General features: G+C 48.3%; 24 protein-coding genes. 6 read left to right on the forward strand and 18 right to left on the reverse strand.

The genetic code is table 11. The annotated features are described in order from the left end of the window. The 8 genes from QZW47_RS28145 to QZW47_RS28175 form a co-directional block, all read right to left on the reverse strand. Nucleotides 1–502: hypothetical protein (locus QZW47_RS28145; protein ID WP_293135074.1), on the reverse strand; the 502-nt coding region annotated here is incomplete at its 3' end. A gap of 177 nt (nucleotides 503–679) precedes the next feature. Next, nucleotides 680–1,141, reverse strand: coding sequence for a hypothetical protein (locus tag QZW47_RS28150; protein WP_293135077.1), 462 nt, complete (start codon nucleotides 1,139–1,141; stop codon nucleotides 680–682). Continuing rightward, nucleotides 1,116–2,321, reverse strand: a complete 1,206-nt coding sequence (locus QZW47_RS28155; RefSeq protein WP_293135080.1) for a sulfite exporter TauE/SafE family protein — start codon at nucleotides 2,319–2,321, stop codon at nucleotides 1,116–1,118. Before QZW47_RS28155 ends, QZW47_RS28150 begins: the two co-directional genes overlap by 26 nt. A gap of 237 nt (nucleotides 2,322–2,558) precedes the next feature. Continuing rightward, nucleotides 2,559–2,921, reverse strand: a complete 363-nt coding sequence (locus QZW47_RS30265) for a hypothetical protein (protein WP_366930939.1) — start codon at nucleotides 2,919–2,921, stop codon at nucleotides 2,559–2,561. Nucleotides 2,922–2,957: 36 nt separating this feature from the next. Then, nucleotides 2,958–3,158, reverse strand: a complete 201-nt coding sequence (locus QZW47_RS30270; RefSeq protein ID WP_366930940.1) for a hypothetical protein — start codon at nucleotides 3,156–3,158, stop codon at nucleotides 2,958–2,960. Between the two features lie 108 nt (nucleotides 3,159–3,266). Beyond that, nucleotides 3,267–4,334: an LOG family protein gene (locus tag QZW47_RS28165; RefSeq protein WP_293135083.1), complete on the reverse strand. Its 1,068-nt coding sequence runs from the start codon at nucleotides 4,332–4,334 to the stop codon at nucleotides 3,267–3,269. Between the two features lie 189 nt (nucleotides 4,335–4,523). Next, nucleotides 4,524–4,847 (reverse strand): thioredoxin, encoded by a 324-nt coding sequence (gene trxA, locus QZW47_RS28170; RefSeq protein ID WP_006631199.1) that lies wholly within the window; start codon nucleotides 4,845–4,847, stop codon nucleotides 4,524–4,526. A 787-nt stretch (nucleotides 4,848–5,634) separates the two neighbouring features. After that, nucleotides 5,635–6,798 carry a GuaB3 family IMP dehydrogenase-related protein gene (locus QZW47_RS28175; protein WP_293135097.1) on the reverse strand — a complete coding sequence of 388 codons (1,164 nt, stop codon included), beginning with the start codon at nucleotides 6,796–6,798 and terminating at the stop codon, nucleotides 5,635–5,637. 110 nt (nucleotides 6,799–6,908) lie between these two features. Here QZW47_RS28175 and QZW47_RS28180 point away from each other — a divergent pair, with 110 nt between their 5' ends. Beyond that, a complete protein-coding gene (locus QZW47_RS28180; RefSeq protein ID WP_293135100.1) occupies nucleotides 6,909–8,114 on the forward strand; it encodes a lipid-A-disaccharide synthase-related protein in 1,206 nt (401 codons plus the stop codon). Nucleotides 8,115–8,408: 294 nt separating this feature from the next. Here the strand turns inward: QZW47_RS28180 and QZW47_RS28185 are convergent, their stop codons facing one another. The 8 genes from QZW47_RS28185 to QZW47_RS28220 all read right to left on the reverse strand — a co-directional run bounded on the left by QZW47_RS28185 (nucleotide 8,409) and on the right by QZW47_RS28220 (nucleotide 11,789). Beyond that, complete coding sequence (locus tag QZW47_RS28185) at nucleotides 8,409–9,116, reverse strand: polysaccharide deacetylase family protein (protein ID WP_293135103.1); 708 nt, start codon at nucleotides 9,114–9,116, stop codon at nucleotides 8,409–8,411. Between the two features lie 157 nt (nucleotides 9,117–9,273). Beyond that, complete coding sequence (locus QZW47_RS28190) at nucleotides 9,274–9,456, reverse strand: hypothetical protein (protein WP_293135106.1); 183 nt, start codon at nucleotides 9,454–9,456, stop codon at nucleotides 9,274–9,276. 73 nt (nucleotides 9,457–9,529) lie between these two features. Then, nucleotides 9,530–9,916 (reverse strand): hypothetical protein, encoded by a 387-nt coding sequence (locus tag QZW47_RS28195; RefSeq protein ID WP_293135109.1) that lies wholly within the window; start codon nucleotides 9,914–9,916, stop codon nucleotides 9,530–9,532. Next, nucleotides 9,913–10,101, reverse strand: a complete 189-nt coding sequence (locus tag QZW47_RS28200; protein ID WP_293135112.1) for an NfeD family protein — start codon at nucleotides 10,099–10,101, stop codon at nucleotides 9,913–9,915. The genes QZW47_RS28195 and QZW47_RS28200 overlap by 4 nt, the downstream gene beginning before the upstream one ends. 302 nt (nucleotides 10,102–10,403) lie before the next feature. Beyond that, nucleotides 10,404–10,799, reverse strand: coding sequence for an NfeD family protein (locus QZW47_RS28205; RefSeq protein WP_293135115.1), 396 nt, complete (start codon nucleotides 10,797–10,799; stop codon nucleotides 10,404–10,406). A gap of 275 nt (nucleotides 10,800–11,074) precedes the next feature. Continuing rightward, nucleotides 11,075–11,257 (reverse strand): NfeD family protein, encoded by a 183-nt coding sequence (locus QZW47_RS28210; RefSeq protein ID WP_293135118.1) that lies wholly within the window; start codon nucleotides 11,255–11,257, stop codon nucleotides 11,075–11,077. Between the two features lie 84 nt (nucleotides 11,258–11,341). Next, the gene (locus QZW47_RS28215; protein ID WP_293135121.1) at nucleotides 11,342–11,524 is read right to left on the reverse strand and encodes an NfeD family protein; all 183 of its coding nucleotides are present in this window, start codon (nucleotides 11,522–11,524) and stop codon (nucleotides 11,342–11,344) included. 82 nt (nucleotides 11,525–11,606) lie between these two features. Continuing rightward, a complete protein-coding gene (locus QZW47_RS28220) occupies nucleotides 11,607–11,789 on the reverse strand; it encodes an NfeD family protein (RefSeq protein WP_293135124.1) in 183 nt (60 codons plus the stop codon). Nucleotides 11,790–12,003: 214 nt separating this feature from the next. On the opposite strand from QZW47_RS28220, the gene QZW47_RS28225 reads away from it, so the two are divergent. Then, nucleotides 12,004–14,424 carry a tetratricopeptide repeat protein gene (locus tag QZW47_RS28225; RefSeq protein ID WP_293135127.1) on the forward strand — a complete coding sequence of 807 codons (2,421 nt, stop codon included), beginning with the start codon at nucleotides 12,004–12,006 and terminating at the stop codon, nucleotides 14,422–14,424. Between the two features lie 73 nt (nucleotides 14,425–14,497). Here the strand turns inward: QZW47_RS28225 and QZW47_RS28230 are convergent, their stop codons facing one another. Next, nucleotides 14,498–14,749 carry a hypothetical protein gene (locus tag QZW47_RS28230; protein WP_293135130.1) on the reverse strand — a complete coding sequence of 84 codons (252 nt, stop codon included), beginning with the start codon at nucleotides 14,747–14,749 and terminating at the stop codon, nucleotides 14,498–14,500. Nucleotides 14,750–14,777: 28 nt separating this feature from the next. On the opposite strand from QZW47_RS28230, the gene QZW47_RS28235 reads away from it, so the two are divergent. After that, on the forward strand, nucleotides 14,778–15,125 hold the full coding sequence (locus tag QZW47_RS28235; RefSeq protein ID WP_293135133.1) for a VOC family protein: 348 nt from the start codon (nucleotides 14,778–14,780) through the stop codon (nucleotides 15,123–15,125). 442 nt (nucleotides 15,126–15,567) lie between these two features. After that, on the forward strand, nucleotides 15,568–16,827 hold the full coding sequence (rodA, locus tag QZW47_RS28240) for a rod shape-determining protein RodA (RefSeq protein WP_293135136.1): 1,260 nt from the start codon (nucleotides 15,568–15,570) through the stop codon (nucleotides 16,825–16,827). Nucleotides 16,828–17,202: 375 nt separating this feature from the next. On the opposite strand, the gene QZW47_RS28245 is transcribed toward rodA, so the two are convergent. Beyond that, nucleotides 17,203–18,564 carry a proton extrusion protein PcxA gene (locus QZW47_RS28245; protein ID WP_293135140.1) on the reverse strand — a complete coding sequence of 454 codons (1,362 nt, stop codon included), beginning with the start codon at nucleotides 18,562–18,564 and terminating at the stop codon, nucleotides 17,203–17,205. A 53-nt stretch (nucleotides 18,565–18,617) separates the two neighbouring features. Here QZW47_RS28245 and QZW47_RS28250 point away from each other — a divergent pair, with 53 nt between their 5' ends. Next, a complete protein-coding gene (locus QZW47_RS28250) occupies nucleotides 18,618–20,831 on the forward strand; it encodes a recombinase family protein (RefSeq protein WP_293135144.1) in 2,214 nt (737 codons plus the stop codon). Nucleotides 20,832–21,185: 354 nt separating this feature from the next. After that, nucleotides 21,186–24,515: an Ig-like domain-containing protein gene (locus QZW47_RS28255; RefSeq protein ID WP_293135149.1), complete on the forward strand. Its 3,330-nt coding sequence runs from the start codon at nucleotides 21,186–21,188 to the stop codon at nucleotides 24,513–24,515. The last annotated feature ends 2 nt before the right edge of the window (nucleotides 24,516–24,517 follow it).

The following is a 24,517-nucleotide window of genomic DNA, read 5'->3' on the forward strand; positions in this document are numbered from 1 at the left end:
AAATAAACAACTTGCTATCCATCTTTGTCTTCCATTCTCCCCTCCGCGCCCTCTGCGCCCTCTGCGGCAAATCAAAAGAAAATATCTGTATCAACCGAATAATTCCTAGATCGCATCCCAGTAGCCGCTCCGCGATCGAACGCAACAGCTCCATTATGTATTCGCAACGCTTGCAAATAAACAACTTGCTATCCATCTTTGTCTTCCATTCTCCCCTCCGCGCCCTCTGCGCCCTCTGCGGCAAATCAAAAGAAAATATCTGTATCAACCGAATAATTCCTAGATCGCATCCCAGTAGCCGCTCCGCGATCGAACGCAACAGCTCCATTATGTATTCGCAACGCTTGCAAATAAACAACTTGCTATCCATCTTTGTCTTCCATTCTCCCCTCCGCGCCCTCTGCGCCCTCTGCGGCAAATCAAAAGAAAATATCTGTATCAACCGAATAATTCCTAGATCGCATCCCAGTAGCCGAGCCGCGATCGAACGCAACAGCTCCATTATGTATTCGCATCGCTTGCAAATAAACAACTTGCTATCCATCTTTCTCTCCCCTCCGCGCCCTCTGCGCCCTCTGCGGCAAATCAAAAGAAAATATCTGTATCAACCGAATAATTCCTAGATCGCATCCCAGTAGCCGAGCCGCGATCGAACGCAACAAAAAACACGATTGCTTAATTATCTAACAGTGACAGTATAATTCAATGCAAACGGCTTAAAATTAGCTCCATTCTTTGCTGTTCCGCTCAACTCAAGTTCGTAAATCCCAGCTTTAGGAAACACGATATCAGCGCCAGGAATGCCTTGATATTTCTCCGCAGATATGGCTTTGAGAGGCGGATCCATCAGCGGCTTATCCCCCTTTTTGTGATTTTTGGGATAAACAGCTAACTTGCAATTGCACTGCTCTAACGGGATAATTTTACCTCCACGGAAAGTCAGCGCAAACCACACTTTCGCAGGTTCTCCAGCGCGGGGATTGTGGTTGGGTTCCAGGTGAAAAGTAGCAGCCACATCTCCAGATACTTCGACTTCGTGGGCAAAAACTGCCATTGAGTTAAATTGAGGCGCTGCTAGCACTACCAATCCGCAAAAAACTAATAATCCCAAAATTTTACTTTTGTTTGATAGGCGAAACATAAAACTTCTCCAATGATAAAATTGACCAAAATAAGCGCGATCGCACAAACAAGACACCCAGGGCAATTATTCCCAACAGCAGCGCCCGCCATTGATTAACCGCCGTCCATTCAAAACCGCCAAGATAGTGGGAACCGATGAGTGCAGCGTGTAGGGCGCCCAGCAAGCAAGCGGGAACGCTTAACAGGTGAATTGGCCGCCACAGTTTGCCTAAATGATGTTGAATTCGATCGACACTGGTAACAGCCGCCGGTAACATCAACAGCAGCGACAGCATCCCAGCCAGCATCCCAAACTGATGCTGCGGCACCATGAAAGACACAGCATCAAAATTCCACTTCAGCGTATGATCCAGTAGATGAAACGTGTGGGCGACTGCGAGGATAAACGCACCCACACCCAAGGCGCGACGGTAGCGCAGCAGTTGCGGTAAAAAATTGCTTACCGGACGCGCCAACAGTGCTAGCATCAAGCACAACAGCGCTGCGTGGCCAGTAAAATCGACCATTTCATCGGTTCGTAACAGGGTAAGAATCCCAATTGATACCGTTACCCAACCACCCATCCGAAACAATTGACTCCGCGTGTCTGCGCTCAATCTCCCAGCAAAAAAACCCACTCCCAGCATAGTTGGCAGCGTACCCAATCCGAAAGCAAACATCGTCGCCGCCCCCAAAACCGGATTTCCCGTTTCCGCCGCCTTAATCTGCGCCGCGTAGAGGAAACCGCAGGGAATCAAACCCCAAAGCAAACCCAAAGCCACAGGTACCCACCAGGTTTTTTGTGCTGAAAGCTGGTTCATTGCTTGTCCGACTCGATCGTGCGAAATTGGATGTAACAGCGGCAATCGTGGCAGAAAATCGGGTTTAATTTGCACTAAACCAAACCAAATCAGCATTGTACCTGTCAAAAGTGCGATCGCCCGCCGCAATTCGCTACCCGTACCGGCCATTTGTCCACCAGCAATTAACACCGAACCGACTCCGCCAATGGCAGCGCCCACTAGCGCGTAAGCAATAATTCTGCCCAAATTCAGCAGCAGGTGAAAGCGGAAAGCAGCTAATTTATCGTTGCGGGAACTAGACAGCGAAAACGCCACTGTCAGCGGGCCACACATCCCGGCGCAGTGACCGAAACTGCCGAGAAATCCTAAAGTGCTAATTAGCAGCAGGTCTAGCATTTTGCTGATTTCCCCCCAAACAACGTTTAGTCATTAGACAAGATTGCAAAAATCTTTGATTAATACAGGAACCGCAGATAAAAAGCAGATAAACACAGATAAACGCAGATATTTTCCAGATAATTTGTGATTTTTGCAAGAGGTCTATTAGTCATTAGTCATTAGTCATTAGTCAGAACTAAGAAAGTAGTAAGCAAGAAGAGAGAAGAAGGACTGTCAACTTTCAAATGTCAACTTTCAACTATTAATACTGCTCGCTAAAATCCCCATAAGTTGATTAACTTGATTCAAAAAATACTCCAATAAATCTATTTGAATCTCCTCTCCTTCTAGCCTTAAAAACTTCCAAATTTCTCCTGTAGTCACAACTCCATAAATCCCCGATACTTCATTTCCTTCTCGTTGATTAAATATTTTAGCTGCATACATTTCTGCCGCGCACTGACCCAACCCTGCATTAATATTTTCCTTTTTTGCCTCCACGATTAAAATAATTGGCGCACTAATAATCAACAGTTCGGGCGATCGACTAATCAAAAAATCACAACTGCCATTTAACCCCAGATTTGTATCAACGGTAAAGTCTACACCAGAAAACAAACTGATGCGATCGGCAAAATGTCGAGTAAGTTCCAGCTAAATCGGCGCAATAATCATCTCCGATCGCGATTTATCCGTATTGCTCGCCAGAGCAAAAGGAACATTATAAAGTAAAGTTTCTGTTAAATAATTACTGACTTCCAAAGCAGGTACAGCAGAGAACAAATCTTGCCGAGGCGAAATCGTTAAATTCAAAGCCTTTTTGACGCTGGCTAAACTGAAGTCGCTGTAAGCCATACATTTTGCACCTTTAATTTTTTACTTTAAAGACATCTGCGTTCATCTGCGTCAATCTGCCCCAATCTGCGGTTCCCCCATCAATCGAAAATTTATGCAATCAGTCTACTACTTTTGTTCGGGATGCGCTGCCGCTGGCGAAGCTGCACCCATTTGATTGATCGCAGCAATTAGCTGATAAAGCCGCCCCGCATCCCGTTGGTTGAAATGCAACACTAGGCGCGGCAAATCGAAGGTTTCATCTCCGGCTTCGGCGGGGAAAGCTTTACTTTTTTCAATTTTTCCCGTCACCACAATATCGCTGAACTCAGTATTTAATCGATCGACATTCTCCTCAGAAAGTTCAGACTTCAAGCGAAGTACCAGTTTTCCATCCACGTAGCGGCAGGAGTGATAAACCCGATAAAAACTCGCGATCGCCTCACAAGCGACATTTACATCATCTGTAATCGTGTACAGGCTGCGATCGTCAGCAGAAATCAAACCCCTGCCCCGCAATTGTTTTTGCACAAAATAATTCCAATCGTGCCAATAATCGCCTCCGGGTCGATCGATCAAAACCAAAGGAGCAGGCCCAAACTTGCCAGTTTGAGTCAAAGTCAGACATTCAAAAGCCTCGTCCAGAGTGCCGAAACCGCCCGGAAACAAAGCCAAAGCATCGCTTTCCCGCAGAAAGAATAACTTGCGGGTGAAAAAATATTTAAAATTGAGCAACTTGGAGTCGCCCGCAATAAAAGGATTAGAACCCTGCTCGAAAGGTAACTGAATGTTCAACCCAAAAGAACGTTCAGCAGTCGCCCCCTCGTTCCCCGCTTGCATGATTCCGCCGCCGCCGCCAGTCATCACCATAAATCCCTGCTGGGCGATCGCCCGTGAAAAATTTCTGGCCATCAAATATTCCGGTGATGTGGGCGACACCCTCGCGGAACCAAAAATCACAATTTTGCGAACATGGCGGTAAGGATAAAACATGGAAAAAGCTCTCTCCATATCTCGGAGCGACGCTGCCATAATTTTCCAGTCTAGGCGATCGAGTTCCTCTGATGCCATTTGCACTATCGCCCTGAGCGATCGTTCGATCCACTCTGAGTGCTTTAACATTGGCAGGCGATCGATTAAGTCGATCGCTTCAGCTTGGAAAAACTCAAAATCTTGACCAGGCCCAGAAGGAATCATTAATTTTTCCGAAACGGTAACAATTTGTCAAATCATCAAAATTAAGGGGCAAAAGCCAAATTTATGAGCTAATAGCCACCAGCAAATTGCGCTGCTAGCAACTAATAACTTTTCTGGTAGCTTTGCCCCGGTTCTGAAGCGAGGGCGGCTTTCGCAACAAAAAAAAGCGCGAAACCGCTCGCAGTTGGGTTAAATGTACTTTTCTAGAGTGTTAGCCAGAGTAGTTTTGGGAACTGCCCCAACCACCATATCAACCCGCTGACCGCCCTTAAATATCATCAGCGTCGGAATGCTGCGGATACCGTATTGGCTTGCCACATTAGGATTCTCGTCGGTATTAACTTTTACTACCTTCACCTGCCCTTCATATTGCTGGGCAATTTCGTCTACGACGGGCGCCACCATCCGACAGGGCCCGCACCAGGGAGCCCAAAAATCCACTAGAACTGGAACTTCGCTATCGAGCACTTCCTGTTTAAAGGTAGAGTCGGTTACTTGCGCGGCTGCTGACATCCCTAGCCATCCTTGTAAATACTATTTCTCGGATAACAAGTTTAGCAAAAAGTGTAACCACTTGCGTCAGTCGATTTTAGATTTTAGATTTTAGATTTTAGATTTACTCCACGGATGAATCCTGACGGATTCAGGTCTAAAAAATTGTGGCTACAACGCTTTTAGGGCAAGGGTTTTAGGGTAAAGTCATGGCTTTTGTCCCGCAAAGGTTGACTGTCTAGCTTGTGACGCTGGATGACAGTTTGTCGTCACAATCTTGATAGTAGAGATTTATTAAGCGTCTAGTTCCAGAGCTAAAGTCTTTGCCCAGCAAGGAGTTCGGTGGCCTGAGTCCTTACGGTAAATCTGGGAGAGTGAAGTTCGACCGACAATTTTGAGAGTTCCACTCTTGGCGCCCGAGGCTTGTATCCGTTTTTGGGTAGGAGGGACGATTTTCAGAGAAGGCTTCTGAGCGAATTCCAGAAATGGAAGTTATAAGAAGACCTTCGGCACCCAAAAATTCTCCCCCTCTCCCCCTGTCCGCCTCTTTGCCTCTCCCCAACAGTCCGGAGCGAACAGCCTTAACCCCGTACCTAGTGAGTAAAGAGGAGCGACAGCGGTAAAAGAGGTCAAAAAGGAACCGCCCGAACAGTAGTCCGGGCGGAGTGTGGTGTGAGGAGTGAACGGAAACATGCGTCTCCGCTTTTTATATTGTGACATCTCCTTCTCGATAATTCCACAACATTCTGTAAATTTCGAGACTCTTGAACAAATTTTGTCAAGGTATCCTAGTATTTAATCAGTAAATCTACTTACCCATGCCCAACTGCTGAGCTTTTTGATAGACTTTACCCTCAGTCAGCAGAGAAGGAGCAATCACCACTTCCACTTGCTGCATCTCCTTAATATCCTTAGCGCCTAGGGTACCCATGCTAGTTTTCAGAGCTCCGAGCAAGTTGTGCGTACCGTCATCTAACAGGGCTGGGCCCCGCAAAATTTGCTCAACAGTGCCGGTAGTCCCCACCCGAATCCGAGTCCCGCGCGGCAAAACCGGGCTAGGAGTCGCCATCCCCCAGTGAAAGCCGTGGCCTGGAGCTTCCGCAGCCCTAGCAAAGGGCGAACCAATCATCACTCCATCAGCGCCGCAAGCAATGCACTTGCAGATATCGCCGCCAGTAATTAAACCGCCGTCAGCAATCACCGACACGTATTTGCCAGTTTCGCGATAGTAGTCGTCCCGCGCCGCGGCGCAGTCTGCTACGGCTGTGGCTTGGGGAACTCCGACACCCAATACACCCCTGGACGTGCAAGCAGCCCCCGGCCCGATGCCCACGAGAATGCCTGCGGCACCAGTTTTCATTAAATTCATGGCGACTTCGTAGGTGACGCAGTTGCCCAAAATTACTGGTATCGGCATCTCTTTACAGAATTGGGTCAAATCTAAAGAGACGATCGACTCTGGGGAAAGAAAAGCAGTCGAGACTACAGTTGCTTGCACAAAAAATATATCAGCTCCCGCGGAGGCAACTGTTAAACCGTATTTGCTCGCGCCGGCTGGTGTGCCGCTAACCGCAGCAATCCCTCCTCCTGCTTTAATTTCTTTAATTCTGATCTCGATTAATTCGGGCTTGATGGGTTCGGCATATAGTTGCTGCATCAGGGAGACAAATTCGTGGTTCCCAACAGAAGCGATGCGCTCTAATATTGGCTGGGGGTCGGCATAGCGAGTTTGAATTCCTTCAAGGTTGAGCACGCCCATTGCTCCCAATTCCGACAGCAAAATGGCCATCCGCACATCGACTACTCCGTCCATGGCGCTGGCGATAATCGGAATTTCTCGATCGATCCCACCAATCTGCCACTTGGTATCTGCCAAACTCGGATCGAGGGTGCGCTGTCCGGGTACAAGCGCGATTTCATCTATGCCGTAAGCTCTGCGAGCGCTTTTGCCCCGCCCAATTTCAATATTCACGCTGTTTCACTTCCACAATGTATTTAAATTAGATTAACAAAATCGTAGCCCGGTTGCCCTTCGCGATCGCACAACGGCGTTTAGCAAAGTTCAGCACTAAGTCGGATTTTATGAAATCGAAGGGAATACTTTTCCTCAGCAACGGCCACGGGGAAGACGCCATTAACTGTCAAATTGTCAGTGCTTTGAGAGCATCTGGCGCCAAGCTCGATCTGGCGGCGATGCCCATTGTAGGTGACGGAGATGCTTACAGGCGATCGAGCCTACCAATTATCGGGCCCACCAGCCAAATGCCATCTGGGGGAGTTTTTTACATGAATCCCCTGTATTTGCTCAAAGACGTTGGGGCGGGGCTAATTGCCTTAACTTGGCAGCAACTGCGGGCTGTGCGGACGCATTCCCACAGCTACGATTTAGTAGTGGCGACTGGAGATATTGTCGCAGCCGCGATCGCCCGTGCCACAGCCCGCCCCTATATAATTTTTCTATCAGCTCATTCTAGTTATTACGAAGGGCGAGTAAATTTGGGTTTAATCTTGTGGCAGTTGCTGAGTTCGGAGAAATGTCTGGCAGTTTTTACTAGAGATGCTGTGACTGCGGCTGAGTTAAACCGACAGGGTTTAAAAAAAGCCGAGTTTGCCGGCAATCCTGTGATGGACAGCCTGAGCGCTACCGGCAAGGATTTGCAATTAATAGCATCCGGGAGGGCGATCGCGCTTCTGCCCGGTTCACGCCTCCCCGAAGCCAAGGAGAACCTCATTTTGCTGCTAAAATTGGTCAAACAAATTGCTACCAACTCTACCTTACCAGTGCAATTTCGGGCCGCCTTAGTTCCAAGTTTAATGCTGGAATTAGATGATATTGCAGCCCAAGCCGGATGGCTGCACCGAGAAGGAAAGTTAATTTATCAAGAAATCCAACAGCAGGGTAGCGAAAAAGCAGCAACTGTTGAAGTAATTTGCTATTCTGATGCTTTCGCCGACATTTTGCAGCAATCTAATTTAGTAATTGGGATGACGGGAAGCGCGATCGAACAAGCTGTAGGTTTGGGAAAACCTGTAATTACCATCCCCGGTAACGGCCCCTCATTTACCTATCGCTTTGCGGAGGCTCAAAATCGGCTGTTAGGCGATTCCGTGCAGGTAATCGGCACAAAACCCGCAAATTCGGAGATTATTCAGGAAGCTGCTAAAGCCGTCGATCGCACTTTGCAACAAAAAGATTATTTAGAAACTTGCGTTAAAAACGGGTTAGAAAGAATGGGCCCAGCAGGAGGCAGCCAGCAAATTGCCAATTACATAACAAACAATCTCTAAAAAAACAGTAGACAAAAAAAGTTCGCAATCATAACTTCAATCACAAAAAAAGGTTCGTAGTGAGGACTTTAGTCCTTCTTTTTTTGCGGACTAAAGTCCTCACTTTAGTCAAAAAAAAAGGTTCGTAGTGAGGACTTTAGTCCTTCTCGGAATGCGAAATAAACTCCTCACTTTAGTCAAAAAAAAGGTTCGTAGTGAGGACTTTAGTCCTTCTTTTTTTGCGGACTAAAGTCCTCACTACGAACCTATAGAGGGTATTTTATAACACAGGACAGGATATGAGTCCTCGGCACTTTATTGATTTTTCAACAGTTCAGAAACAGTTTTAAATTCATAACCTTTTGACTGCAAAGACTTGACAATTATCTCAGTTGCTGCTACTGTTTTTGAGCGATCGCCCCCGCCGTCGTGCATCACCACAATCGAACCCGATCGCACATTGTTAATCACCTGATTTGCGATATCGTCTACCGTGTGCGTTTTCTCATAATCTTGCGAATCAACATCCCACATCACCAGTTTTTTGTGCATTTGGGACAGCAAATAAGACAAAACCACAAATCTCCGTCCCCAAGGCGGGCGAAAACTGATACTGTCCTGCTTCACCCCATAATCCCGCAAAAGTTTGTCGGTTTTTTCAATTTCAGACAGCAAATATTCCCGGGGTTTAAACATCATATCTTTGTGAGAGTAGGAATGATTTGCCAACTCATCTCCCCTCGCCACAACCATTTGCAGGATTTCTGGATGTTGTTCAATTTTGCGTCCGATTTGAAAAAAAGTTGCTTTAACTTGATAGCGGTCTAAAATATCTAAAAGCTGATTTGTATAAGGAGGATAGGGGCCGTCGTCGTAGGTAAGCGCAATAACTTTTGTTTTCGTATCGGCGCGGTTGATACCAAAATAATTGTGAAACTTAGTAACGTTTATTAGTAGCGACGCTGCAAAAAACAATGCTATTGTGAACAGCAGAAATTTTTGTAAATTTTTACCTATTCGCATAGCTAAATGAAAGCTCGATCGAGCCGGAAAGTGGATTGCTGTTAGATTACCACAATTTGTGGCTCAATTATAGCGGTTCGAGCTCTCATAGGAGGTATTGACCGATAAATCCCTCAATCCCCCAATCCCTCCATCCCTCAATCTAAAATATAAAATCTCAACCTGTACCTTTTTGAGACTCGGCTATATAGAACCCATTTGAGATATATTCTGCGTAAATCTCAGAAACCGGGTTTCTATCGGTATTTCTCGTCATCCAACCCAAAAACTCGTAGAAACCCGGTTTCTTGCCCCGGGTGTAAATCTCAGAAACCGAGTTAATCTCGGTATTTCTCGTCACCCAACCCAAAAACTCAAAGATGTCAAATGGGTTCTATATAGCAATCGCCACAGCGGTGAGGACATAAATAACCTCATGAATAGAGCCTATATCCCATAGCAGAAACCGTTTGATTTCCTTGACGAAGCAACTCTTCGACTTCGCGAGCGCGCAAGCTGTCAACTCTTCGACTCCCCTCGACTTCGCTCGGGGCAAGTCGCTCAGCGCAAGCTGTCCACTCTTCGACTCCCCTCGACTTCGCTCGGGGCAAGTCGCTCAGCGCAAGCTGTCTACTGTCCACTGCTATACCTCGATCGCCCCTGTCAAAGCTGCAAAAAAACGCCGACAATAGTGCCGGCGCAGAGTTGTTGTTGAGGTTCAACGCTAGAATCTTGAAGAGAATGGCGATCGCCCGTGAAGAGATTTGAAGAGAAAGCCACCTCGATGGCGGCACAGGCGATCGCAAATTCCGACAATTCAATTTATCCCCTCCACCAGCAAGGTAATCTTGTCAATTCCCACCACATGAACCAGTTCCCCCGGCGCAAAAGTTATTCCTTTATCGCACTTAGCGGGCCACCAACTACATTGAAAGCGGACGCGACCGCATTTGCCCGGGCGAATTTCTTCTGCAACGATTGCTTCCTCAAAATAGTCAAAAAACATGATTGCTGCTCCTGAAAATGGTAGAATTTCAGTTGTAAAACTGAAGAGTTTATGCTGAATCCAAAAATGTAAATTATCCCTTATACCTAACTGCTTTTTGATGACACAAGCCTAAAAAATGCAATTTAATTTTAGCTCTAATTCGTCATGTCATCACTCATTGTAAGTCGAAAATAGAAAATAGTATTGTGACCATAGAGTGAGGTTTCATCAACTAATTAACAATCCCTCAATCCCTCAAGCCCCAATCCCCAATCTAAAATCTAAAATGGCATGACTCCCCACAAACCAATATTTGGCAACTAGCCTTCAACAATCAGAGTCACATTATTAATTGCAATGACTCGTACCGCCTCTCCAGCTTTAAAAGTAATATCTTGGTCAGATGTTGCAGGCCACCAACTGCTTTGAAACCGGACGCGACCGGATTCGCCCGGACGAATTTCTTCTTCTACGATCGCTTTTTCGTCTTGGGCGATCGCCTTTGGTGCTAGATGACTGTCGGCTGTTTCTGCATCGCTCACAGCCACTTTTTCCTCACCAGCCACTATCTCTTCTGCTACATCGGTGCTGGGATTGGAGACACTGCTGAGGGGTGCTTTTGCTGGATCGACATCACCGACTTGTTCCTCATCAGCGAAGGCTAAGATTCCTTCTTCATCAACAAAGCTTGCTTCTTGGACATAGTTAGTAGACATGGTGGATTGCTCCTGAAGATAGGTTGTGCTTAATTTTTGGATGCAAAAAGCTCGCGCTTCTGCCTTTTGATAAAAGGGTCAAATTTTTAATTCCACAATTGTGATGTGCAATTTAAAATCTGCCTTCTACAAACCGATACAAATCCTCGACTTAAGTCTTAGAGATTCCCAAATTTAGACTCAATTTAAAGCTCTGAGGCTGAATGAGAGAGTAAATCTCAAATCTCAAATCTCAAATCGATGATCCGACTCCCCACCAACAGAGTGTTTTCCAACTACGCTTCAACTATCAGAGTAATGTTGTCAAGTCCCACGACACGAACCACATCACCGGGTTTCAACGTTATTTGTCGATCGCACTTCGCTGGCCACCAACTGCTTTGGAACCGGACGCGACCGGACTGTTGGGGCCGAATTTCTTCTTCGACAATCGCTTTTTCCAAAGGGCTGACAGTCATAATTTTTGGCTCCTAATTGCAAGCTGACGTGAACTTTTAGATGCGAAAACCCGATCGCTCGACTCGAAGACAGGCGATCGGCAACTAAACTGCAACAATCAGAGTAATGTTGTCAATTCCGATGACGCGAACCACGTCACCCGGTTGAAAAGTGATCTCTTGCTCGGACTTAGCCGGCCACCAACTATTTTGGAAGCGCACCCGGCCGGATTCTTGAGGGCGGATTGCTTCATCAACGATCGCTTTTTCTGAATTGTCAAAAGTCATGATTGCTGGCTCCCGATTAATAAGTTTGGCTGAACTTTGAGATGCGAAAAATTGATAGCTACGGTTGTTAGCTGACCGGCACCTAGGCCGCCACAATCAGAGTAATGTTGTCAATTCCCACCACGCGAACCACGTCACCGGGTTGAAAAGTTATGTCTCGATCGCATTTTGCCGGCCACCAAGTGCTCTGAAAACGCACCCTACCGCATTCTTGAGGGCGGATTGCTTCATCGACGATCGCCTTTTCAACAGTGTTAATAGACATAGCAGCTTGCTCCTGAATGTAAACTCGACTTGATTGGTGCGGATGTCAGAAGCTTGTCGGTCAACTTCCCCTCCACACTCAACAGTCTCGCAGGCCAGCCTCGGCCGCGTCAGTCGGCAAAAGTCCTTATAAGTCGGCTGTTTGAGCGTGGCAGCGAGTCGGAAAAAGTCTGTTAGAGTTGTTTGATATAGGTAACGCTAAACCTGGTGACTCAATGGAAGCGGATCAAGCACTGGATTTTACTAACTCGTTACTTGTGGCTCGAAACCTGAAAACTCTCGACAACCTTGACAGCGCTATCTTTCGCGAAGCATGGATCGGGGTGCAAGGCAGGACGTACCAACAGGTTGCAGAAAGTGAAGGATATGGAGTAGGGACTGTTAAGGATGCTGCGTCTAATTTGTGGAAGCGGCTTTCAGCTTTGTTTGGAGAAGGCGAAAAAGTTAAAAGAGATAACCTGCAAGCGGTAATAGATCGATATTGGCGCAGCTACTCGAAACTAGAACCGCAGTCTGGGCAAATTGTTCCGGCTCGAACACCCCTAGGACTTGATTCGGATCTCGAAATCGAAAACCCCAACTTTTTGGGCAGGTTTGGGGCGATCGAGGATCTCAATACTCTCGTCGCCCAAGGCGCTAAAGTGATTGTGATCCAAAGTGCCGGCGGTATGGGCAAAACGACTTTAGCCAGACAGTACCTCAAATCTCAAGGGTTCGATCGCGTAATTGAACTGTTGATGGCAAAAGAGACAGAAAACCTCACCGCCTTACAGAGCGCGATCGAAGAATGGCTCAAGCAAGACTTCCAAGAAGAACCAGGCCCAGACTTTGGCGTCACCCTCGGGCGCCTGAAACGCCAGCTTCAGACTCTCAAAGTCGGCGTCTTGATTGACAACTTGGAAGCCGCCCTCGACGGACAAGGTAAATTTATTGAACCGCACCGACTGTACGTCGAACTGTTGCGAGTTTTGGCTGATGCGGCGGTGCAATCGGTAACGCTGATTACCAGTCGCGATCGACTTTGCGATTCTGACGTAACAGTCGAACACTATTTGCTTCCGGGATTAGAGGTGGAAGTTTGGCAGCAGTATTTTAGCGATCGCAACATCAACACAGATCCTGTCGCCCTCGTGGAAATGCACAAAGTTTACGGCGGTAATGCCAAAGCAATGGGCATTCTGTGGGGGACAATCCGAGAAGATTTTGACGGAGATATGGCAGCCTACTGGCGGGAAAACAGCGACGATCCGCTGGTGGAAACCGACTTAAAAAATTTAGTTACCAGTCAGTTCAACCGCCTGCAAGAACTCGATGCCGAAGCTTATCAACTTCTGTGTCGCTTGGGCTGCTACCGCTATCGAGACGTGCCTACAGTCCCCACAGACGCACTTTTGTGTTTGCTGTGGGAAGTACCCGAAGCCGGACGGCGACAAATCATTAAATCGTTGTTGCACCGATCGCTAGTCGAGTCTCACAAAGGCGAATACTGGCTGCATCCGGCAATTCGCGAAGAAGCAGTCGATCGGCTCTCCCCTGCGGACTGGGAAACAGCCAACCGCAAAGCAGCCGAGTTTTGGACTCAGAGCGTAGAGAGTATCGAGACAGTAGAAGATGCCCTGAAAGCTTTTGAAGCTTACTATCATTACGTGGCAATTAGCTGTTTCGAGCAGGCAGCTAGCGTCATCCTCAAAAAAATCAATATCCAGTTTGCCAAAGATTACAAACTCGGACGAGCGCTCTACAAACTAGGTTTCTTGCAGCCCATAATTTCCGCAACTACTCGCATTGTCAACAATGTGACTTCTGACTATTATTTGAGCGGTCTTTACAGTATTTTAGGCATTTCTTACCGAATATTAGGCGATATCAATCAAGCCATAGAATGTCACCAAATATCCGAAAGAAAAGCAATTAAATGTTTGCAAACTATAGCGAAAAGTAGCGATTCAGAAAACGGCAAGCAAGCTAATCTAGAATTTTGGAAACTTAACGCTGCAATTAATATAGGGTTTTGCCAAATAGAAATGCTGGAATTAGAATCAGCTCTGGAGATATTTGTCAAGATCAAAAGTTCGCGGGAAGAAATCGGGATTATCGGGATTAACAGTTATTCGATCGATATCGGCTTAGCTTTTCTCAACTCCTGCGTCGGAGTCAAAAAAGCCGCTAAGGAACTCGCCGAAAAACTGTATGCCGATCGCGAAGACAGTCAGTTGGTGGGCACGGGATACAAATTAGTTTTTCTAGCCGCCACCTACAAAAACCTGGGAGAAACCGAAAAAGCCTTCAGCTTGTACCGCCAAGCGATCGCCCAAACCGACGAAAACCTGTACAGCACGATCAAAGCCAAAGCTCTCAGCGGTATCGCGGCGCTGTACCGAGAACTCGGAGAATTCGACCAAGCCATGGAGCATCACGCAGCAGCAATAGAAATACTCGATCTACCCAGCGCCAAATTAGACCGAGCCGAGGCTTGCTATCAACTAGCCCTCACAGAACAAAAACTCGGCAACATCGAGAAAGCCCAAGAAAATTTTGACCGCGCCATTCAACTATTCAGCGAAATGGACGCCAGCAAACAAGTAGAAAAAGTACAAGTAGCAGCTACCAAAAATCTGGAAAAAATACCGAGTTAATCTAGTATAAATCTAGCAACCGCACCCGGCGTTTAGGATGTTCTCGCATTGCTAAAAATTAGTCGTGCGATTGCTACTTTCTTCTTCCTTCTTCCTTCCTTCGACTACGCTCAGGACAAGTCTTTTTACCCTCCAGTAGTCGAAGGGCATTCCTCCTTCTTCCTCGTTCCTTCTTCCTTCTTCCCTCTTCCCTCTTCCTTCTTCCTTCTTCCTTCTTCCCTCTTCCTTCTTCCCTCTTCCCTCTTCCCTCTTCCTTCTTGCTTCTTCCTTCTTCCCTCTTCCTTCTTCCTTCTTCTGCTATAAAGTAGAAAAAAGATACAATCAATTAAAGCACAACTATAAATTTTGTAGAAATGAAACTAAAACGATTGGGACACGTAGCCGTCTGCGTGCAAGACATAGAGAAATCTGCGGAGTTTTACCGCAATCTGGGCATGGAATTAGTCTGGAAAGATACAGACTGGGCTTATTTGAAAGCAGGAGAGGACGGATTGGCGCTGTTGAGCCCGAGTTACGACCAAGCAGGGCCGCATTTTGGGTTCGTATTTGACGATCGCGCCGAAATGGAATCCGCCTACGAACAACTCAAAACCGAAGGCGTTTCCGTCACCAAAATTCACGAACACCGCGACGGTACAGCATCTTTTTACGGTAGAGACCCCGATGGTAACGGCTTTGAGTATCTTTACGAACCGAGCTGAGGTTGATGGTAGGATTGGCGAGGCGATCGGCTATAAGATTCAGTTGACAGTTGACTGTTATCAGTTGACAGCCACCTCTAAATGGAAGTCCGAGGATTGAACCAAAGAACAGTCTGATTTTAATGGCTCGCTGACAGAGATTCGCTTGGTTCCAATTCTTTCTGGTAAATTGCTCTGTGGACGCCACCTACGAAAATTAGGGGCGCCTGTTACCACCCATGAAGATTCGTGGGGTAACAGGCGCCCAAAGAGCCCGATCGCGATCGGGCACAGAACACCCGTTGCTGAATACCCGGAACCTCAGTACAACTAGACGAATATAATGACATACTGACACCAGCACTCCCAAAGTACGGTGGCCGGCCAGAATCCGAAATATATCTACAACTTCCGAAAATCGGCTAGATAATCTAAAATCTAAAATCTAAAATCTAAAATCCTCATGTTCCAAAGAGCACAAGTCAGAAACCCCTGGAAATCAATCTTCAAACCCTGGGAAGAAGCAGATCCTTGGCTGTTTATCGCTTGCGTCGGCCTCACCATCTTCGGGGGAGTCATGATTCGCAGCGTCGAAATCAACCAGGGGCTGATCGACTGGTGGCGGCACTGGGTAACAGGCGCAGTCGGTGTGTTGCTGGCCATCATCTTTTCCCGCTGTCGCTACGAAATGCTGCTTCAGTGGAAATGGCCGATTTATATCATCATCAATCTGTCGCTGATCGCAGTCCGGTTTATCGGTACTACAGGCCTCGGTGCCCAGCGGTGGATCAATATCGGTGGCTTTTACCTCCAACCGTCAGAATTTGCCAAAGTAGGGATGATTATCACCTTAGCAGCTCTGCTGCACGACAAGACTGTCCCCACTGTGCGGGATATGTTGAGACTGCTGGCGATTATGGCCGTACCTTGGGGATTGATCTTTGCGGAACCAAATTTAGGTACCTCCCTAGTGTTTGGCGCCATCACCATGGGGATGTTTTACTGGGGTAATGTCAATCCCGGCTGGCTGATATTGCTGTTCTCTCCTCTATTCTCGGTGCTGTTAAATAACGTGTCTACGCCAATTTGGATCGGCTGGGTAGTGGTGGCGGGTATTATCGCTTGGCGAAGCCTACCTTGGCCCTGGTTGGGGACTTTCGGTGCGGTGCTGGTGAATGTGGTGTCGGGACACGTCGGACACGTATTTTGGGGGGTGCTCAAGGATTATCAAAAAATGCGCCTGACGGGCTTTTTGAACCCCGAGAAAGACCCTTTAGGCAGCGGATATCACTTGATTCAGTCTCGGATTGCGATCGGGGCTGGGGAACTCAAAGGCAGGGGTTTGTTTCACGGAACCCAAACTCAGCTTAACTTTATTCCCGAACAGCATACGGACTTTATCTTTTCGGCGATCGGCGAAGAATTGGGATTTATTGGCTGTATTTGCGTGCTGGTGGTATTTTGGATCATTTGTTTCCGCTTGGTAACGATCGCCCAAACCGCAAATGACAATTTTGGTTCATTGCTGGCGATCGGCGTACTGTCAATGTTAATTTTTCAGGTATTCGTAAATATCGGGATGAACATCGGCTTAGCGCCAGTTACCGGGATTCCGCTACCTTTCTTGAGCTACGGGAATGCGTCGCTGCTGAGTAATTTTCTTGGACTGGGGCTGGTGGAGTCGGTAGCCAACCAGCGACAGCGCAAGAAGCGTTGGAATTAGGTAATTGGCAATTGGTTTGTAGTAAGGACTTTAGTCCTAATATTTTTCAAGAACTGAAGTCATCAGTACGAACATCATAGGTTTGTAGTAAGGACTTTAGTCCTAATATTTTTCAAGAACTGAAGTCATCAGTACGAACATCATAGGTTTGTAGTAAGGACTTTAGTCCTAATATTTTTCAAGAACTGAAGTCATCAGTACGAACATCATAGGTTTGTAGTAAGGACTTTAGTCCTAATATTTTTCAAGGACTGAAGTCATCACTACGAACATCATAGGTTTGTAGTAAGGACTTTAGTCCTAATATTTTTCAAGGACTGAAGTCATCACTACGAACCTAATAACGGTTATTTGACAAAATTAGATATGAGCAGATTATTCATTCATATTTTTGTAAGTAGCAACCGCAGAAGGCGAACTCCGGTTTAAATAACGGAAGATCCAATATTTAAATACCGTATCCAAAATCACCGGAAACGTGGCAATGAACAGAAATATAAACTGCCGATTTTCTGGCAGTCCCAAATGCCTCGACAAACCTTCGAGAATAACCTCCCAACCGTGAGGTGAGTGGAATCCGACAAACACATCGGTAAACAAAATAATTACGAAAGCTTTTGCACTGTCGCTAAGTCCGTAAACCACATCATCCATGAAAGACTTTAAAATCTCAATTTCTTTTTTATTGGTGACGATAATCGCGGCAAAAGCCATAAAGGAAATCAAATCAGCAAAAATATTTTTAATTGCTCCACCGCTTTCACTGCGGTATTCCTCGGCAAGCTCAACTGCTTTTTCCGAAATTTGCTTTTCCCTTTCCTCTGAAGACAGCGACGGAGCCGTGCCAATTAACGTTTGAAATTTGAGGTGCTGCTCAAATCTCTCCAGTTCTTTAAAGGCTTCTTCTTCCAAGTCAATATTTATAAACACAGGAGCATTTTGCTTGACTCGGAAATGGTCAATAATCGGCCCAACAATAAAATTTTTAGAGATTTGATTCGTCAGCAGCGGAACTAAAATCAAAAGTAAAATAAATCTCAGAGAAATAACTGTTTTTACTTTGGAATTGCGGAAATTTTTAACGACTTCTTTTTCGGCCTCCGGGTCTAATTCCTTAGTAATCCGATTCAAAGTTCCCAACAGCGATCGGGGCAATAAATTTACCTCTTCCGAGTTAGTATCAACTTCGCCGGCATGAGTTTGATGAACCTTAGCTGCACTGTTATTTGCTTGATTTTGTGAGCTGGTGTTGGTAGATTTCACCGCCAAGTTTACCGAAGTGGCAACCGGAACGATCGCAGTTGATTTACTATTATTGATATACTTTTCGATAACTCCATCAATAAACTCTAGCTTCTCAAATACCAGGGACGATCGGTCTTTGCTGTCAATATCTAATGGGTGGCGGTGAGGCTGCGCGTTGTAGCCAGCCTTGGGTTTTGCTCCCACCCGATCGGGCAATTCCAAAAAAGAACGGCTAGCATTAAACTCAACCATCCTGGTTTGGATGACCTTGAGGTATTTTTGGAGTTCGGATTTAAAGTAAGACAGAGTGCTGTGTCCGTAATCTCCAGAGCGATCGGAAATTGGTTGGCCGCCAAAATGCTCGTCTTCGATCGCCTTAATTGCTAATGCAGCATCATAAGCCTGTTCTAGAGCCCTTTCAGGCGTTTCTCTATACCACTGGTTAGCGCTGTAGAGATATTTTACAAACCTGTTCCATGGAGAAGTGTTCATAGCTCAAAGCTGGTTAGTTAGCTGTAGACAATTTTGATTAAAGTATTCATGGTATGGTAACAAATTTACATAAATTGGGAACGCAGGCAGAAAAGTCAATTTGGATTGTTGGGGCTGCCCGCAGCGGCAAAACCGATCGGCTAGTAGAGCAGTTCTGCTTGTGGAGCAAAACCGTCAAGACAGGGCCCGCAACAGTTTCAAGCCGCGGGGCTGGAGGGCGGCGGCGGGCGGGACAAACCGCGCCAGCAATTTTAGTCTTAGCAGCTAACGGGGACAACCGACTGGAATTAGCCGATCGCATCGCCATCGCTACCCAAGGAAAATATGCCTTTCACTCGACAACACCCTTCGGTTTTTTTGAGCAAGAAGTATTGCTATTTTGGCCGCTGCTAGTTGAGTCGCTGGATTTGAGGGCTCAATTTCCTCGGAGACTGCAACCTGAAACAGAATTGGAACTTGCCGCCCGACTCTGGCGTCGCTCTCTTGACGAAGGGATTTTGCAACAAACAGGGGTAAGTCAAAACCGAATGGTGCGTCGAACTCTAGACTTATTGCAATTAGCAGCAGTCAGCGGTACGCCGAGAGAAGAAATTCCCAGGATTTTGGAACAGGGATTTGTCGGCTCTGGCGGCTCGAATCATTTATGGGCGAGTACGGGAGAGTTGTTAGAAACCTGGCGGGAATGGTGTTTGAAGCGGGGTTTCCTGACTTACGGGATAGTGTGCGAGCTCTACTGGCGGGATTTGTTGCCAAATCCTGCTTACCAGCAGCAGTTGGCCTCTAGATATCAAGCTGTCATCGCCGACGATGTGGACGATTATCCGGCTATCAGTCGCGATTTGTTCGATCGAATGCTCGATGCTGGCGCGGCGGGGGCCTTCTCCTACAACCCGGATGGAGGAGTGCGTTTGGGTTTGGGGGCTGACACCCAATACCTCGGGGAGCTCGAAAGTCGCTGCGCCACCGTGGAAAACTTGGACGCCCGATCGGGTTTAGCCGCAGAAATCGGAGCAGTGGCAGTAAGTTTAGCGGTTAATTCTGACGGTTTTTATCCTTTGGGCTTGAGTTTGCCAGGATCGGTTCGATCGCTAGAAACCACTTCTCGGGCGCAACTGTTGCGAGAAACCGCCGAGCTGATCGTAGATGCAGTGAAGTCACAAGCAGTGGAACCGCAGGAAATCGCCGTAATTGCCCCTGGGATGGATGCGATCGCCCGCTACAGTTTAACCGAAATACTGGCGCGATCGGGTATCGCCGCGGCATCCCTCAACGATCAGCGTCCCCTATCGACTACGCCAGAGATTAGAGCTTTGCTGACTTTATTAGCGTTAGTGTATCCCGGACTAGGCCGAGAAGTCGATCGAGACGCAGTAGCCGAAATGCTGGTAATTTTAGGCAGCCAGAAACACGGCGAATTAGTCGAAACAGCAGATTCCGACTCCACCTCGGAGATTCCAGCGAAAATGGAAAATCAAAAATCGATCGATCCGGTAAGAGCAGGTTTGATCGCAGATCATTGTTTTTGTCCCGAGCTCGATCGACCTCAACTGCTGGCGGTGGCAGCCTTTCCCCGGTGGGACAGACTGGGACACCGAGCAGCTTTTGCCTACGAACAAATTGTCGAGTGGATCGAACAACAGCGGTCGCAACAACAGGAGCGGCTGTTACCAAGTCCAATAGCCCTGCTCGATCGAGCGATACAGAAATTTTTAATTTCCGACAGAAACCTACCCTACGATCGGCTATCGGCTTTGCGAGAGCTGATGGAAACCGCCGCCCACTACTGGGAAATACACGGGCGAATGCAGCGCCAAGAACCCACAAACAGCTCGGAATCAGAAACCATCGCCCAGTTTATCCAGTTGTTGCGGACTGGAACAGTCACCGCCAACCCGTTTCCAGTGCGTCCCGAAGGCCCAGCAGCCCGAGCCGTCACCCTCGCCAACATCTTCCAGTACCGCAGCAGCCGGCGCGCCCACAAATGGCACTTTTGGCTGGATGCTGGCTCGCCCCTGTGGCTCAGTGGCGGTGCGGCGACATTGTTTGGCGCTCCCTTATTTGTGCGATCGCAACTAGGGCGTCCCTGGCAAACCGAAGAAGAAACCGCCGCCGACCAACAGCGGCTGCGGCGAATTCTGGTAGATTTGTTAAGTCGCTGTCAGGTGCTCTACCTTTGCCACAGCGAACTAGCCGTCAACGGACAAGAGCAAACCGGGCCGCTTCTGCCTCTAATTAACAGCTCTGTTTCTTGTCAGCAGTCACCATAAGACCTCATACCGTCAGGCCTTCGGTAGGATGACACAAAAAATTATGACTGCGAAAACTTGATTTTTTTCGTAGACGGGATAAATACATCGCGCCAACTCAAATCAAAACTTATAGCTGCGATCGAAATGCGATAGTAAAGTATACCCAGAACCAGCATCAAAACCTGCAAACATTAATATTTCTAACTCTCAAAATACCTGAGTAAAAAAATATATATAGCAGTTGCAATTTTGATTGAGTATGCTAGAAATGAGCGAGATTTTTAATCAAATTTAAGCCAGATTTGTGGCAACAAACTGATATGAATCAGTTCTTAAAGTTAATCAGGATCGTCGTTTAAAGGAGCCAAAAGAATGCCCCCTGCTGTACCAGTTATTATCGTTGACACAACACCAACTCCAGTGCCAACGCCAACGCCAACACCTGACCCCACACCAACTCCAACTCCAACTCCAACTCCAACACCGACACCAACTCCAACTCCCACCCCAACTCGCTCCCCGACGCCAACTCCGGTAGATGATACATTTGGCGGCATAGACGGCACATTGGGCGGAGGCCTGAGTACCTCGCCCGCCGTCATCGGAGGCATCGTCCGAGGCACAGAAACCAACGACTCCTTAGTGGGCAGTCCCGGGCCTGACGTGATTTCCGGGCTCCAAGGCAACGACAACCTGCGAGGAGCCGGCGGCGACGATTTAATATTTGGCAACGAAGATGACGACGTGCTGTACGGCAATGAGGGCAACGACGTTCTCGACGGCGGTTCGGGACTTGATACCCTGTATGGAGGCAAAGGCAACGACTCCCTTGATGGGGGAAATAACCCGGATTTGCTGTACGGCAATGACGGCAACGACACGGTAGTTGGAGGCGAAGGCAAAGACACGGGTTTTGGGGGCAAAGGCAGCGACAGTATGCGCGGCGGCTCTTCTGACGACAGCTTGTTGGGCGATCGAGGCGATGATGTCTTGTGGGGCGATCAAGGTAACGACACGCTAAGCGGTGGCGACGGCGAAGACTTGCTATTTGGCAACGAAGGAGGCGACTGGCTGTACGGAAATGCCGGTGCTGACACAATTTTTGCTGGCGACGGCGACGACATCGTGTTCGGCGGTGCGGGGGACGACATCATCGACGGCGGTGCAGGCAATGACGTGCTGTGGGGCGAAGCAGGCAAAGACGTTGTAGCAGGAGGCGAAGGTAGAGATGTTTTCGTCATCGGTGCCTTCAGCGCCCCCAGCGGCGGTAGCAGCAACGGCACTAACCCGGCATTTCTCACTACAGGCGGCCCAGACATCGCCGATGCTGATATTTTCACAGACTTTCGACAAGGTGAAGATGCGATCGGGCTCAGCGGCGACCTGAAGTTTGAAGATTTGGTAATCTTCCAAAGCACCGACAGCAAAGCCGGCAGCGCAATTATTCGCAACGGCGTCAGCGGCGACTTTTTAGCAGTATTGCCCGGAGTAGACAGCAGAACCTTGGGACGCAGCTCATTTGTACTTGGCCCCACAGTTCCCGGCAGCGCAACCCCACTGCCCCTGCCGACGCCGAGTCCTTCTCCGACGCCGACTCCTACTCCTACAGCAAGTCCGACACCGACTCCTACATCAAGTCCGACTCCTACTCCTACATCAAGTCCGACTCCTACTCCTACATCAAGTCCGACACCGACACCAAGTCCGACGCCGATGTTCCCGACACCGACAGCAACTCCAACACCGGGTCTGGTTTTCCCGACGCCGACAGCAAGTCCGACGCCAACAGGAAGTCCGGCGCCGACTCCAAGTCCCGTACCCTTCCCCAATCAGGCTCCGAGAGCGGTTAACGACAACTTCACCACGGTTGCGGGTCAAGATACCAGCTTCAACGTTCTGTTCAACGACACTGACCCGGAAAAGAACCCTCTGACTGTCACGACTTTTACCCCAACAACCAAAGGAATCGTGACTCCCTTGGGCGGCGGGCTGTTCAAATACAGCCCGAATCCCGGCTTCTCGGGTAGTGACAGCTTCAGCTACTCGATCTCTGACGGCAACGGCGGCACCAGTCAGGGGGTAGTAACCATCAACGTCAGCAACCCGCCGAAGCTAGTAATTAACGGCGGTGTGGTGGTTGCCAAAAGTGCTCCCACCCAGACAATCACGGCTGCGGATTTGTTGGTCACAGATCCCGACAACCCGCCGTCGGACATCGTTTATACGATTACCAAAGCTCCCAACGCTACGAGAGGTTTTGTTCAAAGAGGCACAACTTTTCTCAATGTTGGTGGCAAATTCAGCCAAGACGATATCAACAACAACATCGTCAAATACAACTTGCTGGCTGGTGGGGGCAGCGACAGTTTCTCGTTTACAGCCTCAGACGGGTCTGCAACGATCGGGCCAGCATCCTTCAGCATCACGGTGGTAGATAGTATTGTCGATCGCACCGCACTGCCGGCGAGCACGTTTACAGGCAGCAACCTCAGCGACTACATCATCGGCGGGGCAGGCAACGATACCCTGTACGGGGGCGACGGCAACGACATCATCGACGGCAGGGGCGGCGACGACTTGGAATTCGGCGAAGCAGGTAACGACTCAGTGCTAGGTTCGATCGGCAACGACACCCTCGACGGCGGGATCGGCAACGACACCGTAGACGGCGGAGACGGCATCGACTCGCTAATCGGCGGGCTGGGCAACGACCTGATGTTCGGCGGCAACGACAACGATATCATCTTGGGCGGTGACGGCAACGACACCATTGACGGCGGTGCAGGCAATGACTCGATATTGGGAGAAGCGGCCGACGACTCCATACTGGGAGGCAGCGGCAACGACACCTTATTGGGCGGAATTGGCGACGACTCGATCGACGGTGGCGCAGGCGACGACATCCTCGACGGCGGACTCGGCAGAGACTTGCTCGACGGCGGTATCAATAACGATTCCATCTCCGGCGGCGACAGCGAAGATACGATTTTGGGTGGAGACGGTGCCGACACGGCACTCGGAGGTGTCGGCAACGACTACATTTTGGGCGAGGGCGGCAGCGACTCGCTGTTGGGCGAAGCGGGCGACGACACTCTAGACGGCGGTGCCGGCAGCGACTCGATCAACGGCGGCTTCGGCAACGACTTGGTATTGGGTGGCGATGACAACGACACTCTTGAGGGCGGTGCGGGCAATGACATCTTGGGCGGCGGCAACGGTTCTGACCTGCTCACTGGCGGCCCTGGCGATGATTTCTTCTACTACGAAACTCCCAGCGAAGGCGTAGACGTGATTGCTGACTTTAACTCCAACGGCAGCGGCACCGACAGGTTCTTGTTCCGATCGTCAAATTTTGCAGGTTTAACCAACTCTGGAACTACTAACGATTTCACCAGTTTTATCGTCAGGAATATCGGCAGCGGTGGCGACAACATCAGCAAGCAAGAAGTCATTTTGTTTGAATCTAAATTTGACAACGCTCAAGCAGTCAACGCAGTGTTGAAGAATCAAAACGGTTCGACCAAAGGTGGAGCTTTCTTCGTTTACCTGAACAATACCTTTAACAAGTACGTTCTTGGGTTTGACCCAAATGTGGCAGATGACAGTCTCCCAGCTTTCGACTTGGCAGTTTTGAATACTATTCCTACAGTGCCGGGAGCTCTGAGCACCGTCATTACTGCCTCTGACTTTAAGTTTATTTAGTA

This window comes from Microcoleus sp. bin38.metabat.b11b12b14.051 (assembly GCF_013299165.1).
Classification (GTDB): domain Bacteria; phylum Cyanobacteriota; class Cyanobacteriia; order Cyanobacteriales; family Microcoleaceae; genus Microcoleus.